Genomic DNA, 15,449 nt, shown 5'->3' with positions numbered 1-15,449 from the left:
TAAAAAATAGCCAGTTTACAGCATAACGGATTAGCAGAGAGACTGGTTAAGAATTGATACGCGCCACGACCTGGAGTTTCTGCACATGACTGCTCGACAACCTAACATTCTCTTTCTGATGGCCGACCAGATAGCAGCCTCAGCGATGCCCTTCCACGGCCACCCCATCGTAAAGACTCCCCACCTCTCACGATTGGCAGACGAAGGGGTAGTGTTCGACTCAGCCTACTGCAACACCCCGCTGTGCGCGCCATCTCGTTTTACGCTGATGGCCGGTCAATTGCCGTCACGCATTGGAGGTTATGACAATGCCGCTGATTTTCCAGCGGACACTCCCACTTTCGCCCATTATCTACGCGATGCTGGTTACTACACCGCCCTCACCGGCAAGATGCATTTCTGCGGCCCTGACCAGTTGCATGGTTTCGAGGAACGGCTGACCACCGACATCTACCCGGCCGACTATGGCTGGTTTGTCGACTGGGAAAACTTTCATGAACGGCCTAGCTACTACCACAATATGTCGTCGGTGATTCAGGCGGGGCCATGCGTGCGCTCCAACCAGCTCGACTTCGACGATGAAGTCGCTTTCCGCGCTAAGCGCTTTCTTTACGATTATGCCCGCAATGGCGAGCAGCGTCCCTTCTGCCTGACCGTTTCAATGACGCACCCACACGACCCTTACACCATCCCTAAGGAGTACTGGGACCGCTACCAGCACGACGCCATCGACATGCCACGGGTGCCCTATTCACGAGAGCTGATGGATCCACACTCCAAGCGGCTGCGTCATGTTTACCAGTGCGATGAGGGCACCATCAACGATGAGCAAATCCGCAACGCGCGCCATGCTTATTATGGGGCGCTAAGCTATGTCGACGATCAAATCGGTGACGTGCTTAAAGCGTTGAAGGAGACTGGCCTCGATGAAAACACCATCATTGTCTTCTCCGGTGATCACGGTGATATGCTCGGCGAGCGCGGCCTGTGGTACAAGATGAGCTGGTTCGAGGGCTCGGCACGCGTGCCAATGATTATCCATGCGCCACAACGCTTTACTCCAGGCAGGGTGCGTGAGTCGGTGTCGACCATGGATCTGCTGCCAACGTTTGCCGAACTAGCCCACGGTGGAAGTGCACCGGAGTATGCCGTGCCGATTGATGGTCGCAGCCTCTTGCCGCACCTGACGGGTAACGGTGGTCACGACGAGGTAATCGGCGAGTATCTTGGCGAAGGGGCTATTGCACCGCTACTAATGATTCGTCGCGGTCGTTACAAATTCGTCCACACTGCACCAGACCCAGATCAGTTATTCGATCTCGAAGCTGATCCGCTAGAGCTCAACAATCTCGCCGAAAGCCCTGCTTATCAGGAATTATGTAAGGAGTTTCGCAATGAGGTCGCCAGTCGCTGGGACTATGAGCAAATGCATAATGAGGTGATTGCCAGTCAACGGCGCCGCAAACTGGTTTCGCGGGCCCTTAAGCAAGGCAAAGTGACGCCATGGGATTATCAGCCTACTTTCGATGCCAGTACCCAGTATATGCGTAACAACATCGACTTGGACGACCTAGAGCGTCGAGCACGTTTATCAGCCACCGCCTCCGTAACAAACAACCGTTGATTCATCATTTAACCACTACCACCCTAAAATAAAGATGATAAGACGGCGGATGCGCCCATTATTAATAATAAGGGAAATTCTATTATGAGCACTAAAAGCGACCCTGAGTCGCCGCCTATGGCTAGTGATATGCAAACCGACTACGTGGTCGGGCAGGATAATATCGAGGGGAGCTTTGGCCCCATCGGATTTGATATCCATAATCGCGTTTTTGCTGTATCCGCCCTTTCTTCGGTCGTGTTTATTATCCTTACGCTGCTATTTCCTGAACGCGCAGGGAGCATTTTTCAGTCGATCGTCGCTTTTTCCACGGGAACCCTGGACTGGTATTTCATGATCCTGGTGGATTTCTTTATTCTGTTTTGCTTGGCACTCGTGGTCTTGCCTTATGGATCAGTCAGGCTAGGGGGGCCTGACGCTCGCCCGGATCATAGCTATCTTTCTTGGTTTGCAATGCTGTTCACTGCTGGCATTGGCATCGGCTTACTGTTTTTTGGCGTTCTAGAGCCGGTTTATCACGCCAATGTTTCGCTGCCTTTAGGTATTACGTCGCCCTTCGGAAGTGACGGAACACTGAACCCAGACGCTATTGCTGATGCTAGTGCCATGGGGCTTGCGGGCACCTATCTTCACTGGGGGCTGCATGGCTGGGCAGTGTATGTTGTGATGGCTCTTGCACTGGGCATTTTTACCTATAACAAAGGCCTGCCATTTTCGATACGTTCAGCATTTTTTCCAATTCTGGGCGAACGTGTTTGGGGCTGGTGGGGTCATGCCATCGACATTCTGGCAGTGTTTGCCACCCTCTTCGGACTGGCCACATCCCTTGGGCTTGGCGCACAACAAGCGAATGCGGGGATGAACTTCGTCTTTGGCATGGAGGTAAACACCACCACCCAGGTGATGGTCATCGTGCTGGTAACGGCAGTCGCGCTAGTGTCAGTATGGCGCGGACTAGAGGGCGGCTTAAAGAAGCTGTCTGAATTCAATATGATCCTGGCCGTATTGTTTTTCTTCTTTGTATTGTTTGCCGGCCCTACGTTGATTGCGCTAAGCGGTTTTATGTCCGGGCTTGTCACCTATGTTGCTGACTTCCTGCCTCTATCTGCCCCTTTCGGCCGTGACGATGATGCCTACCGTCAATCCTGGACTATTTTCTACTGGGCGTGGTGGATCAGTTGGGCACCTTTCGTCGGCATGTTTATCGCCCGCGTGTCACGAGGCCGTACAGTGCGAGAGTTCGTGCTCTGTGTGCTGCTTGTTCCCAGCTTGTTCATCTTTATTTGGATGGGCGTCTTTGGCGCTACGGCGTTAGATCAGCTCTACGCAAACCCCGCCAGCAGCTTGGTTAAAGAGTATGTTATCGACAACTACAGACCTGAATTATCGCTATTTGGCATGCTTAATGAGCTGCCTCTGACAGGTATTATGTCCACCTTAGGTATCGTGTTGGCACTGATATTCTTTGTTACCTCGTCAGACTCGGGGTCTTTGGTGATCGACACTATCACGGCCGGCGGAAAAATTGACGCTCCCCGCCCACAGCGCATGTTTTGGGCAATTGTTGAGGGGCTTATCGCTATCGTACTGCTGATTGGTGGCGGCTTATCAGCGCTTCAGGCAGGCGTGACAGCAACGGCCATTCCATTCTCAATTGTTATGCTGCTGATGTGCTACTCGATCATTAAAGCGCTTAATGGCGAGTTAAAGCATATGCGCCGCTAACGAGGACATTAGGACGATAGTAAAGAGCCTCTGCTAACATCAGCAGAGGCTCTTTACTTATCAGTACGACATAACACTAACGCTTCAAGCCAAGCGCTGTTCAGTCTCGGCATCAAACAGCACGGCGCGGGCCATATCGACGCGTAGCGACAAGCGTTCGCCGGGGGCAATTGCGCATTTAGGCCCTACCCTAGCGGTGATTTCCTGCTCTCCCAGCGGCAGGCGTAGCAGAATATCAGCACCTGTCGGCTCAACGACGCTTACCTTGGCCTCCATTAATGTCCCTTCCGCCTGCTCGCTCAGCCGAACATCCTCCTCGCTGAAGTGTTCTGGTCGCAGCCCAAGAATAATTGGCTTATTCAGCTGTTCCACAAGCCCCGCTGCGTTGCGTCCAGAGGGCCATGGCAGCAAGAGATCGTCTTCATCAGGGGTGGCAATACGTAGTGCATAGCCATCGTCCGCCGCCTCTAGCGTCGCGCGAATAAAGTTCATCGATGGTGACCCCATAAAGCCTGCGACGAACATATCGACCGGGTTGTTATACACCTCATCGGGGCTACCAAGCTGCAGGATATTGCCATCACGCATCACCGCAATGCAGTCGGCCAGGGTCATTGCTTCAACTTGGTCATGGGTGACGTAAACAATTGTGGTGCCTAAGCGCTGGTGGAGCTTTTTAATCTCGGTACGCATATCCACCCGCAGCTTTGCGTCCAGATTTGATAGCGGCTCGTCAAATAGATACACCTTGGGTTCACGGGCCAGCGCCCGCCCCATGGCCACCCGCTGACGCTGGCCACCCGAAAGCTGGGCAGGCTTACGTTCAAGCAGGTGGGAGATTTGCAGCAGGTCGGCCACGCGCTCTACGGCACCGACCCGCTCGGCTTTGGGCACCTTGCGCATTTCCAGCCCAAAGCTGATGTTTTGCCGTACGGTCATGCTGGGATAGAGCGCGTAGGACTGAAACACCATGGCAATATCCCGTTCAGCGGGCGTGCGCCAAGTGACGTCTTCGCCGTCGATATAGATATTGCCGCTAGTCACTGGCTCCAGCCCGGCGATGGCATTCATCAGCGTGGATTTACCACAGCCAGATGGCCCCACCAAAATCAGGAACTCACCGGAGTCAATCGAAATACTGACATCTTTCAGCACCCGCTCGCTGCCGAACTCTTTGCGCACGTTGTGAATTTCTAACGCTGCCATAATGAAAACCCCATTGTATAGCGACTGACAAACTCCACTTAGTTGGATCGGTCAAAAGCAGCCCGTAGCGGGGGTCTTTCGCCATGGATGGCGAAAGTAGCGCCCATGGATGGGTTCACAGCGCCCCCGCCGAGGGCTGCTTCTGACCGTCTAGAAATGGTTGCTGCCATTCACTTAGTTGTTATTAGCCTTTCACGGAGCCTGCCGTCAGCCCGCGCACGAAATACTTTCCGGCCAGCACATACACCACCAGAGTTGGCAGCGCTGCAATCATCGCGGCGGCCATATCGACGTTGTACTCACGCACACCGGTGGACGTATTGACCAAATTGTTGAGCGCCACCGTCACCGGCTGGGTGTTGTGAGCCGAAAACGCTACGCCAAACAGGAAGTCATTCCATATCTGGGTGAATTGCCAGATGACTGACACCACAATAATCGGCGCGGAAACCGGTAATAAAATGCGCCAGAAAATACGGAAGAACCCAGCGCCATCCAGCTTCGCCGCAGAGACCAGCTCGTTAGGAATTCCGACGTAGAAGTTGCGGAAGAACAGCGTGGTGAAGGCAATGCCAAAAACCACATGCACCAGAATAAGCCCTGCACGTGAGCTGGAAAGCCCTAACCAGCCCAGGGTTTGTGCCATTGGCAGCAGCACTACCTGAAACGGGATAAAGCAGCCAAACAGCATCAGCGCAAAGACCAACTCAGAGCCTTTAAAGCGCCATTTGGTCAACGCATAGCCGTTTAACGCCCCGACCATAGTGGAAATCAGCACTGCAGGAATCACAATCGCAAAGGAGTTCCAAAAATAACCGCCGACACCTTCACAGCGCATACCGGTGCACGCTTCTCCCCAGGCTTTCGTCCAGGGCTCAAGGGTTGGATTTTGCGGCAGCGACAGTAACGTCCCCGCACTTATCTCGCTCAACGGTTTGATAGAGGTCATCAGCATGACCACCAGCGGCAGGATATAAAACAGCCCCGCCACAATAAGTACGCCATAAAGCACGGCACGCAACAGCCGTGCGGCGGGCGTTTGCCGACGAATCACGTTAGCCATGTTTACGGCTCCTTAGTTCGGAATAGAGATAAGGAATCAAGATGGCCAAAACACCGCCTAGCATTAGCATGGCGCTGGCGGAGCCGAGCCCGATTTGGGCACGATTAAAGGCATGGGTGTACATAAAGGTAGCCGGTAGGTCGGTGGCATAGCCGGGCCCGCCGCCGGTTAGTGCTAACACTAAATCAAAGCTCTTAATCGCAATATGGGCCAGAATCATCACCGCGCTGAACACCACCGGGCGCAGGCACGGCATCACCACCCGCCAGTAAATGCGCGGCAGGCTAGCACCGTCTAACTGAGCCGCTTTGACGATGCTGTCATCAATGCCCCGCAGCCCTGCCAAAAAGAGTGCCATCACAAAGCCCGACGCCTGCCAAACCGCGGCAATCACCAGGGTATAAATCGCCATATTCGGATCAACGATCCAGTCGAAGCGAAACGACTCAAACCCCCAGCTTTGCACCATCGCCTGGATGCCCAACTGGGGATTCAGCAGCCACTTCCACACCACCCCCGTAACAATAAACGACAGTGCCATGGGGTAGAGATAAATCGTACGCAGCGCGCCCTCTTGGCGAATTTTTTGATCCAGCAAGATTGCCAGCAGCGCGCCAATCACCAAACAAATCACAATAAACAGCACGCCAAACAGCATCAGGTTGGTAGAGGCCACCCACCAACGTTCATTGGTCATCAGTCGCGTATATTGGCCAAAACCAACAAAGTCGTAGCTTGGCAGCATGCGCGAGCTGGTTAGCGACAACACAAAAGTCCACAGCATAAAGCCGTAAACAAAAAACAGAGACACCGCAACAGAAGGGGCAAGTACCAAACGGGGCAGCCAAGCTTGAAGCCAGCCGGACGCCGTCGGCCGCACTGGAGTGCGCGTCGTGGGTTCGCTCATGAGATAATTCCTCGCCAGTCAGCCGCTAGCGCCACCGTTGCGGCAGCGCTAGTTACGTTACTTATTAAAAGTACGCGGTGGCTTAAAAAGAGGCGGTTTTAGCCGCACTCACCAACCGTTCGGCGGCTTCTTCGGCAGGCATATTGGGATCGTTGAAGTAGTTGGTCACGACATCAAAGATCGCGCCCTGGACATCAGCGCGTACCGCCATCCCGTGAGCCATGCTGGGCACTAAACCGCCTTCATCAGCGGTGCGTTGAAAGTCAGCAAGCGACTGCTGAGCACAGCTATCGAACTCACTCATATCTAGATCGGGCCGCGCAGGAATAGAGCCTTTGGCAAGGTTAAAAGCTTCTTGGAAGGTTGGTTCTAATACTAAACGGGCCAAGGTTTGCTGGGCATCACGCTCGGCGTCGTCAGTAACACGAAACATGGCCAAGCTGTCGATATTAAACGTGAACGCATCTTCCGTGCCAGGGGCTGCAGCGCACAGATAGTCCTCACCGGCGGCGAGACCTGCGGCAGTGAACTCTCCTTTGGCCCAGTCCCCCATCAGTTGAAAGCCTGCGACACCTTCAATCACCATCGCGGTGGCAATGTTCCAATCGCGGCCGGACATGCCCTCATCCATCAGCTCGCGCAGGCGTTTAAAGTCTTCTAGCGCGGCAATCATCTGCTCCCCACCCAAGGCTTCGGGGTCTAGTTCCACTAGCGCTTGCTGGTAAAACTCGGCTCCCTGGCTACCCAATACGACACTTTCAAATACCGTGGCGTCTTGCCACGCTTGACCACCATGGGCTAGCGGTACAAAACCAGCTTCGCGAATAGCTTCACCGGCAGCAAATAGCTCTTCAAGCGTGGTAGGCATTTCAACGCCTGCCGCTTCTAGTACATCAGGATTAGCCCATAGCCAATTAACTCGGTGCACGTTCGCTGGGACGGCAACATATTGGCCGTCGTAGCGCATAATATCGGCAACCGTCTCGGGCAGTAGGTCGTTCCAGCCTTCAACGGTGGCGACGTCGTCTAAATCGCCCAACAGGCCAAGCTCGCCCCACTCTTGAATTTCAGGCCCTTTGATTTGTGCGGCGGAAGGCGGGTTGCCCGACATTGCACGAGACTTAAGTACCGTCATAGCGGTTTCACCACCGCCCCCGGCCACAGCAAAATCCTGCCAGCCATAGCCTTCGGCTTCCATTAACTCTTTGAGGACGTTTGCTGCACGGGCCTCACCGCCGGATGTCCACCAGTGCAATACTTCCACTTCGTTGGCTTGGGTGGTACTGGCCGCCATGCTGGTGCCAGCCGCCACGGCTAATGCGAATACGGATTTTTTAAACGTAGGCACGTTAAATACGGGCATATTGATACTCGGCATGAATAGCTCCTACTGTTGTTATTGTGCTGTTGCTTGGTGCTTATGAAATGTCGCAGCTGATGATCGACTGAACGACTCACAGCAGAGTACGCCACCCAGGCACACAACGGGAGTTACCGAGTCCTGCATAGTCTTGGCAATTTATTAATAGTGTTAGGGTTTTATTACAAGCCAGTAACACTCGTTTGGCGCGGTAGCGTTAACGTGGCCACTAACCCACCTGCCGAGTGATTCGATAAGACGATATCGCCCCCATGGGCACGGGCAATATGCCTGGCAATGCCAAGTCCCAGGCCACTTCCACCGGTGTAACGGCTTCTAGAGGCTTCCAGGCGCACAAAAGGTGAAAATACTCGGGAAAGCTGAGCATCAGGAATACCTGGCCCATTATCATGAATGGACAATGTCACGACACCCTCCTGCTCTTCAAGCGTTACGGTTGCTTTCTGGCCGTAAAACACCGCGTTTTCAAGTAGGTTTGCCAAGCAACGTTTTAGCGCCAGTGGCTTAACGGTTAGTGGCAACACCGTACCATAGAGTGACACCTCACCGCCGTACAGGCGTAACCCTTCGGCAATCTCCAACAGCAGCGCGTTAAGATCCGTGGGCTGTGGATCTTCATGTAGATCCAGCCCTTTGACCGAGGCCAGTGCACCTTTGACCAGCTCGCTCAACTCGTCAAGTGAGGCGCAAAAGCGTTCACGCTGAGCAGTATCATCGAGCATTTCGGCACGCAGCCGCATGCGTGTAATGGGGGTTTTAAGATCATGAGAAATCGCCGAAAACAGCCGCTCGCGCTCATCAATCTGTTCTTGAATACGCCGCTGCATACGATTAAAAGCCACTGCGGTAGCGGCTACTTCTTTAGGGCCGCTCTCTTTAAGTGGCGGGCTATCTAAATCATCACCCAACTGGCGCGCTGCTCGGGAAAGCCGCGCCAACGGCCGAGTTACACTGGTAATACCGAGTAACGAAAGCGCCAGCACGCTTAACAGCACCAACACGCCGACTAATAGACGCTCTTCAGAAAGCCAGCGGTAGCCGCTAAAAATATCCGGCACGCCCAGCAGTGTGGCCACGTAAAGCCAGGTATCGGGGGCCAGCTCCAGTTGCACCACTAAGATAGGGGGCGAAAGCGGCTCCATTAACAGACTGTGCTGCCCCCATCGGGGTGGCAAATCATAAAGCAGCACTTCGTTATTGAAGACACGCAAGCTTTCCGGGCGGGAAAACTCCACCACCACATCGTCGATGGAGAGCTGCTCGGTCAAGATAGCACGTACATTGTCTACCACGACCTCTTTTTCTGGGCCACTGCCAATATCTTCCACGGCAATGCGTCGCTCGTTCACGCTGACAAAAAACCGCGTGCCGCCCATGCTTCGCAACTGATCCAACACAATGTGCCGGTAATCTACCGGCAGCGAACGGAAAAACCGCATGGTCGAGGCAATACTGAAGGCCATATTGCTGGAAAGCTCATCTAGCTGTTCAAGCTGGCTGGCCCGCACTTGGGAAGTCCATAGCGCATAGCTAGCCGCTTGAGCAGCCAGCACTCCCGCAATCATAATGACCACAAAGCGCCCACGTAGACTGCTCGGCAACCAGCGCGCGAGTTTGCGCTTTACACCTTTCACGAAGCGGCTTCAACCCTGGCGGTTAGCACATAACCAGCCCCACGCACGGTTCGAATCAGTTGAGAGTGCTGTGCATCTTCCCCCAGTCGCTGGCGCAAGCGGCACACGTGTACATCAATAGAGCGATCCAACGGTGGCGCTTCACGGCCGCGGGTCAAGGTGTAGAGATCATCGCGAGTAATGACGGTGGCAGGCCGTTCCAGAAATACTTGCAGTAGTTGAAAGTCTGCGCCAGAAAGTGCGGTGCGAATACCTTCCTGGTCAATCAGTTCGCGGGTCATGCGGTCTAGTTGCCAGTCGCCAAAGCGTACCCAGCGAGCCTCTTGGGTTGGCGTGCCAGTTGCTGCCGGGCGGGCTCGGCGTAACACCGCTTTAATCCGCGCCAGCAACTCACGAGGGTTGAAGGGCTTAGCGATATAGTCATCAGCGCCTAACTCAAGCCCCAAAATGCGGTCGGTATCATCGGCACTGGCGGTGAGCATAATAATCGGCGTATCGCTGGTTCTGCGCAGTTCCCGGCAGATGGTAAAACCATCATCCCCCGGCATCATGACGTCAACGACCAACAAGTCTGGCGCTTGATCAACCAGTTGCTGATACAGCGAATCCGCCCCGTCGGCAGTCAACACGTGATAGCCGTGACGCCCTAAATAGTCTGCCAACAGTTCGCGGATTTCCGCGTCGTCATCAACGACCATCAAGGTAGCAGGTGTGGTTGTCATGGTAGCAATGTGCCCCTGGGTTATTATTACTCGTTATTATCATTTTAGGGGCTAGATGATGGTGGAGTGGCCACCCTATCGCAAGCGGCCATCGACCAAGGTTGCAGCGTGAAGCGTTTATTACAGCGCGAAGCGCTTTGCTAGCCACTGAGCGACAGCCGCTTCGCCATGATGGCCAATACGCTCAGCGCTGGAAACACGATCAAATAGGGCTAGGTGGGCATTCGCCATTACCTGGGCTTCCCCTGCCAGATTAAGCATTTCAGTATCGTTTAGGTTATCGCCAAATGCTAAGCACTCTGCCGGCGTTAGCTTTAGCTTTTTCAGCAGCGCCGTTAAGGCCACGCCTTTATTAACGCCACCCGCCATAATTTCTAAAGAGTCGATCGTTGAGTATGTGATATGTAAGCTGTGACCATGCGCCTCCTGGGCCTGACATTCCAATTGCGCTAACGCAGCCGGATCGCCCAGATAGAGCACTTTACCAACTCCATCGGCATCCATCGCTTCCGGCGGCACAACCTCGTAACCAAAGCCCGTCGAGGCATGCAATGACAACAGATGCGGTGCGTCGGCATCGATATACCAGCCGCTTTCACGGTAAAGGTTGAGCCTCACCTGAGGCGGGCGCGGCAACTGAATAAGCGTTTCGGCATGGGCTGGTTCAAGATGGGTCGCGCTCAAAAGCGTGCCATCTGGAGCATGGATATATGCCCCGTTGGTACTGATTAAATAGGCCGGGATATCCAACTGATCGCGAAACACCCGCATATCGTTATAGTGGCGACCAGACGCCAGCGCGACATGATGGCCCTGCGATACAAGCGCTCTCAGCACCTCAATAGTGCTGTCGTGCAGTCGGTGGTCGCTGCCTAACAGCGTACCGTCAAGGTCGGAAACGATAAGGCGTGATGTCATGGTGCACTCCTGGTGATAGAACTTCTCAGCTTATCCGATTACGCTCGCCGCTCCCAGCCGGACTACAGAGACTCAGAGCCCTCCAAGGCAACACCGATTTATGAGGGCTCTCGCTACCTGAACAGTAGTTAATTTAGCGTCACGACACGGCTATGCCGCTGACCATTGGCACTGGCGCTGCGCAGTAGCACCGTGTTTTTCACCTCGGGTGGCGCGCTGTCCTGATAGACCTGCCAGCTTGCCCCATCGTCTAAGGAGTACTCAATACTTACTCCCGGCAGAGCGACATTGGCCACTAGCCTACCCGCTTCAACCCGGGCTCCTGGCAACGGCAGACGATAAGCGATTCCATCACGCTCCAGCCGTGGTAGGACACGCTGGCCAAGCAGGTTGGCAAAACGCTGCCAGTCCTCGATCAACGACTCATGGTCGACAAAGGACGTCTCGCCACCGATGAACGCCTGACCAGGTTGATAATCGAGTTCCCACTCGGCTTGGTGCCAGGCTCGCTCGGCCAACGCTAGCAGACGCGGGAAGATCATGTACTCCATCTGCGTCTCGCTACGTACCGTTTCACCCCAGGCTTGAGCGGAAATCCCCCGAGCGCCTTGCCACCCCTCGGCGCTCTCGGAACGAAAGGTATTGCCGTCTCGATCAACTGAGGTTTCCGCATTTTGCGCCAGATTATCGGGGGCAAAGGAGAACACTTTGCGCGTATCGGTGAAACGTGTCGCCCAGTAGTAGCCTCGTTCGTGTGGGTTGACCTCGTAGGGCATGTCAAAGTAGAGATAATCTGGGCTAGAAAGAATCACCTCATAGCCCCGCGACTGCCACTCGGCCACCGACTGACTACCGCCCCAAAACAGCGGATCCCAGAAATTGACCGCGACCTGCGGCGTCGCAAACTCGGAGGCGGACTCAACATGCTTTAGGCCGTCTTGCCAGGCTGACATCCGCGCTATTCCGTAGCTATCAGCGAGTTGATTGACCTGTAGGGCAAAACGGCTCGGCAGTTCCTCTACAGAAGCGACCTCTCCATCGGCAACGCTCTGTTGGCAAATTGGCGACGCCTCCCAGGGATGGTGCTGATCACTCTGGTCGATGGTTCCTCGCCAGTCGACCGGTTCTTCAGCATCGATATCCTGAAAACCATGACCTAGCAGGATATTCTTGGCTTCATCACCACCAAAGTGCCAATTGTCCAGCGCCTGGCCCGCCTCTTGGTGCATCGATACCACTTCGCCCATCACCTTATCGACAAAGCGGTTCGTCGACTCAAGACAGGGGTTAAGGTAGCTGCGACGATCATAGAGCTGAACCGACAGCGTATTAGACGTATCTTCAGGGTCGATTAATCGATACTCATTGGCTGCCGCACTATCGCCCTCCTCCATCAGCCGACGATATCGCGCTTCCATAGCCACCACAGCGGCACGAGCATGAGCCGGCATATCAATTTCAGGCACCACCTGAATATGGCGAGCCTCGGCATAGCGAACGATATCGATATAATCCTCACGGGTGTAGAAACCGCTACCGGCAGTATCGTCCTCTGGCCCAGAGCCCAACTGAGGTAAAAGACAGTTCGTTTCTTCCAGATCATGACAGCGCTTGCTGCCTACTTCGGTTAATTCCGCCAACCCCGGAATTTCCAGCCGCCAGCCCTCATCATCGGTGAGATGGAAGTGGAAACGGTTGAGCTTGTACGCAGCCATCTGATCCAGCAAGCGCAACACTGAGGCCTTATCTTTGAAATTCCGTGCAACATCCAACATGACGCCGCGATAGTCGTAACGTGGAGCATCATCAATGTCCATCGCTGGCACCAGCCCTTCCTCATCCATGGCCGCTATTAGCGACTGGACAGCGTAGAAAGCCCCGCTAGCGTCAAAGGCCAGAATATCGGCACCGGACTCATTGAGCTGCAGGCGATAGCCTCCCTCCCGTGCCAACGCTTCATCGAGAACGTCTGACTCAGAGACCAAGCGGGCTCGGATCACCAAGCTGTCGCCACCTTCGTTGACGGGGATGTCGAGCCGTTCGAAGCGCTCTCCCAGTACCGCTAGGCTGGCCTCGCTCAGCATTGGCATCTCGAGGCTGACCCCTTCAGACAAATCGAGAGTAGCCTCTCCCAGGCGAGATGAGCGCGGTGTCGGCAAAATAGCTCCCCGCAATGCGTCGGCGGGCATTGCAGTGGCCGCAGCGTTGCGCTCGAAGCGTGTCTCGGCCGTCATCACCACGTTGTTATCGTCCGGTGTACGCATAAGCTGCTCACCGAAAGGAGCACGGACAAAATCGGTCAGCACTTCATCACGGGTATTATCGATCACCGCGGTTTCATCGCCCACTGCCAGGTACCAGTTGGGCATCACATCGGTCATGAATAGCTGCCAGTACTCACCCACGATGGGAATTTCCAGGCTCTCTCCAGCGTCCAGTCCAGTAAAGGTGTCATTGGGTTCAAGGCGATGGAGATCCCCTGTGATACGCGTCAGTGACAGTTCAGGATGATCCATCTGCAGCAGACGACGAATACTCGAGAAATACAGCCCCCAGTCGCTCGCCTCAATGGCCTTATCGGAGGTATTGGTCAAAAGGATCGTCGCGGTGAAACAGGCGGCGTAATCCGCCCCCAATCTCTGGCAGTCGATATCATGCGCCTGTGGCTGGTTGGCAGTTACCTTGTACTGCACGTCTAGCCGCTGCGCCAAGTCATGGGCAGACGACGCATCAAGCTGAGTGGTTTCGCTGGCCTGGGCTGCCGCCGAGTTGATTGCAACCCCGATAGCCAGTGTCGTTAGGGCCTTCGTCAATGTTGTCATTGTTTTCACCTCAAGCATTACAGAATCGAGAAAGGAGCCACGACCGTGAACTTGATGTCGTGCTCATCTTGAAAGGCATTTTTAAAGCCGCCATCTCCCCAGGAGGCGTAGTCGGTGCGGTTGTCGTAGCGGGTATAGTGCAGTTGAAAACGCGTGCCCTCGGCCCAGCCATTCTGAACTTTGTAATGCACGTCAAAGTTCCAGGCGGACTCACTGAAGCGGCGCCCGGGGTCCTCAAAACCTGAGTAGGGACGAGCATCCCAGCCATAAGCATGAGCCAAGCCCAGTGACCAACCAGGCAAATCCCAGCCTTCCAGGTCATAGGTGACACCGGCGTAGAGGGACTTTTCACCATCGTGATTCCAGTCGGATCGGGCATCCCACCAGATATCCAAGCGGCCGTTGGACGATGCATAAGGAGTGGTCATTCGCGGCAGGAAGTAGCCCTGAGCCCCAGGTGCATGCACCCAGCTAAACTCAAGCCGCCAATCGAAGGCCCCCTGATCATAGTGAGCGGTAAGCACCTGTTGCCAGGCAGTACCGTCATAGACGTCGTTGGCTGAGCCATCGTCATGGCGGTCACGGGCGGCGTAGGTTTGGTAACTCAAACGCAGCGGGGAGTCGTTCAGCTGGGTAGCATAAGACACCTTGCCGAACCCTTGATCCATATAGCCCTGGGCTTGCCCAAAAGCTGCTTCGATGGCCAAGTCATCGGTGACGTCGTAGCGTGCTCCCAGCGAGTGCAGGTAGTCGATCGTTTCTCCATCAGCTTGGCGGAACTCGTAGAAGCTCTGATACCAAGGCGCCTTGTAACGATCAGCATGAAAATAGCTCAGCGATAGGTCACCTATCCTGGCGCCGAGTTCTCCACCGCGATAAGTGCCTGGCAGGAAGGACCAGTTAGGGGCGATAACACTGGTGCCTTGGGGCTGCAGATAGCCTAGCCGCCCCCACATATCGCCAAACTTGAACTTGAGTGCGGCCCGGTAGAGGCTGGCACCATTCGTCTCCTTGCCGTCCCAGCGCTCCTCCCAGAGCGTACTCGCTGGGCGGAAATTGAATTCCGTGCCCTGGTGGCGGTTCTGAAAGTCGTAAGCAGCAAAGGCGGCTAGATCCAGTCCTACAACGCCCCCCGCATGACCACTCGAAAAGTCGACAGCCAGATTGGCGGTGGAGTGCTGCAGATTGGAAGCGTAAGCCCCTGGAGTGCCCTCGCCATCAGGCCCCATACCTCCCGAACGACGATCACGGTCGCGATAGATATAAAACAGGGTGGTCTCAAGGCTGGCCTCTTCCATAAAGCCCTGGGGCTCGTCGGCAGAAGATGTCAAAGGAACCAACGATAAGGTACCGATCAGGGCTAGTTGACCAAAGCGACCTAACGGTTGCCCTTTTTGGGGCGTAGGTATGCTTGATATCAGCATGGCGTCGTATCCGATTGTTGTTG

At 54.8% G+C, this 15,449-nt stretch carries 11 protein-coding genes; 2 read left to right on the top strand and 9 right to left on the bottom strand.

Annotated features, from left to right (window positions below):
• The first annotated feature begins 85 nt into the window (after positions 1 to 85).
• Complete coding sequence (gene betC, locus INT21_RS09085) at positions 86 to 1,624, top strand: choline-sulfatase (RefSeq protein ID WP_193061601.1); 1,539 nt, start codon at positions 86 to 88, stop codon at positions 1,622 to 1,624.
• An 84-nt stretch (positions 1,625 to 1,708) separates the two neighbouring features.
• Positions 1,709 to 3,349, top strand: coding sequence for a BCCT family transporter (locus tag INT21_RS09080; protein ID WP_193061600.1), 1,641 nt, complete (start codon positions 1,709 to 1,711; stop codon positions 3,347 to 3,349).
• A gap of 84 nt (positions 3,350 to 3,433) precedes the next feature.
• Here INT21_RS09080 and INT21_RS09075 read toward each other — a convergent pair whose 3' ends face one another.
• The 9 genes from INT21_RS09075 to INT21_RS09035 all read right to left on the bottom strand — a co-directional run bounded on the left by INT21_RS09075 (position 3,434) and on the right by INT21_RS09035 (position 15,426).
• On the bottom strand, positions 3,434 to 4,555 hold the full coding sequence (locus tag INT21_RS09075; RefSeq protein WP_193061599.1) for an ABC transporter ATP-binding protein: 1,122 nt from the start codon (positions 4,553 to 4,555) through the stop codon (positions 3,434 to 3,436).
• Between the two features lie 184 nt (positions 4,556 to 4,739).
• Positions 4,740 to 5,618 carry a carbohydrate ABC transporter permease gene (locus tag INT21_RS09070; protein WP_193061598.1) on the bottom strand — a complete coding sequence of 293 codons (879 nt, stop codon included), beginning with the start codon at positions 5,616 to 5,618 and terminating at the stop codon, positions 4,740 to 4,742.
• A complete protein-coding gene (locus INT21_RS09065) occupies positions 5,611 to 6,525 on the bottom strand; it encodes a carbohydrate ABC transporter permease (RefSeq protein ID WP_193085085.1) in 915 nt (304 codons plus the stop codon). The genes INT21_RS09070 and INT21_RS09065 overlap by 8 nt, the downstream gene beginning before the upstream one ends.
• A gap of 82 nt (positions 6,526 to 6,607) precedes the next feature.
• Positions 6,608 to 7,903 (bottom strand): ABC transporter substrate-binding protein, encoded by a 1,296-nt coding sequence (locus tag INT21_RS09060; RefSeq protein ID WP_193061596.1) that lies wholly within the window; start codon positions 7,901 to 7,903, stop codon positions 6,608 to 6,610.
• A 164-nt stretch (positions 7,904 to 8,067) separates the two neighbouring features.
• On the bottom strand, positions 8,068 to 9,540 hold the full coding sequence (locus INT21_RS09055; RefSeq protein ID WP_193061595.1) for an ATP-binding protein: 1,473 nt from the start codon (positions 9,538 to 9,540) through the stop codon (positions 8,068 to 8,070).
• Positions 9,537 to 10,262, bottom strand: a complete 726-nt coding sequence (locus INT21_RS09050) for a response regulator (RefSeq protein WP_193061594.1) — start codon at positions 10,260 to 10,262, stop codon at positions 9,537 to 9,539. Before INT21_RS09050 ends, INT21_RS09055 begins: the two co-directional genes overlap by 4 nt.
• A 120-nt stretch (positions 10,263 to 10,382) precedes the next feature.
• On the bottom strand, positions 10,383 to 11,180 hold the full coding sequence (locus INT21_RS09045; protein WP_193061593.1) for a Cof-type HAD-IIB family hydrolase: 798 nt from the start codon (positions 11,178 to 11,180) through the stop codon (positions 10,383 to 10,385).
• A gap of 128 nt (positions 11,181 to 11,308) precedes the next feature.
• On the bottom strand, positions 11,309 to 14,002 hold the full coding sequence (locus tag INT21_RS09040) for a beta-N-acetylhexosaminidase (RefSeq protein WP_193068656.1): 2,694 nt from the start codon (positions 14,000 to 14,002) through the stop codon (positions 11,309 to 11,311).
• A gap of 17 nt (positions 14,003 to 14,019) precedes the next feature.
• Entirely contained in the window at positions 14,020 to 15,426 is a 1,407-nt protein-coding gene (locus tag INT21_RS09035; protein WP_193061591.1) for an OprD family outer membrane porin, read from the bottom strand.
• Positions 15,427 to 15,449: the final 23 nt, after the last annotated feature.

This window comes from Halomonas sp. 3F2F (assembly GCF_014897805.1).
In the GTDB taxonomy this organism is placed as follows: domain Bacteria; phylum Pseudomonadota; class Gammaproteobacteria; order Pseudomonadales; family Halomonadaceae; genus Vreelandella.
The sequence above is the reverse complement of the archived record's forward strand: the minus strand, read 5'-3'. Positions and strand labels throughout refer to the sequence as shown.

Excerpts from the sequence above, each read along its gene's own strand:
- INT21_RS09080 (WP_193061600.1), top strand. The coding sequence starts at position 1,709 with ATGAGCACTAAAAGCGACCCTGAGTCGCCGCCTATGGCTAGTGATATG.
- INT21_RS09065 (WP_193085085.1), bottom strand. The coding sequence starts at position 6,525 with ATGAGCGAACCCACGACGCGCACTCCAGTGCGGCCGACGGCGTCCGGC.
- INT21_RS09070 (WP_193061598.1), bottom strand. The coding sequence starts at position 5,618 with ATGGCTAACGTGATTCGTCGGCAAACGCCCGCCGCACGGCTGTTGCGT.
- INT21_RS09075 (WP_193061599.1), bottom strand. The coding sequence starts at position 4,555 with ATGGCAGCGTTAGAAATTCACAACGTGCGCAAAGAGTTCGGCAGCGAG.
- INT21_RS09045 (WP_193061593.1), bottom strand. The coding sequence starts at position 11,180 with ATGACATCACGCCTTATCGTTTCCGACCTTGACGGTACGCTGTTAGGC.
- INT21_RS09050 (WP_193061594.1), bottom strand. The coding sequence starts at position 10,262 with ATGACAACCACACCTGCTACCTTGATGGTCGTTGATGACGACGCGGAA.
- INT21_RS09060 (WP_193061596.1), bottom strand. The coding sequence starts at position 7,903 with ATGCCGAGTATCAATATGCCCGTATTTAACGTGCCTACGTTTAAAAAA.
- betC (WP_193061601.1), top strand. The coding sequence starts at position 86 with ATGACTGCTCGACAACCTAACATTCTCTTTCTGATGGCCGACCAGATA.
- INT21_RS09040 (WP_193068656.1), bottom strand. The coding sequence starts at position 14,002 with ATGACAACATTGACGAAGGCCCTAACGACACTGGCTATCGGGGTTGCA.
- INT21_RS09035 (WP_193061591.1), bottom strand. The coding sequence starts at position 15,426 with ATGCTGATATCAAGCATACCTACGCCCCAAAAAGGGCAACCGTTAGGT.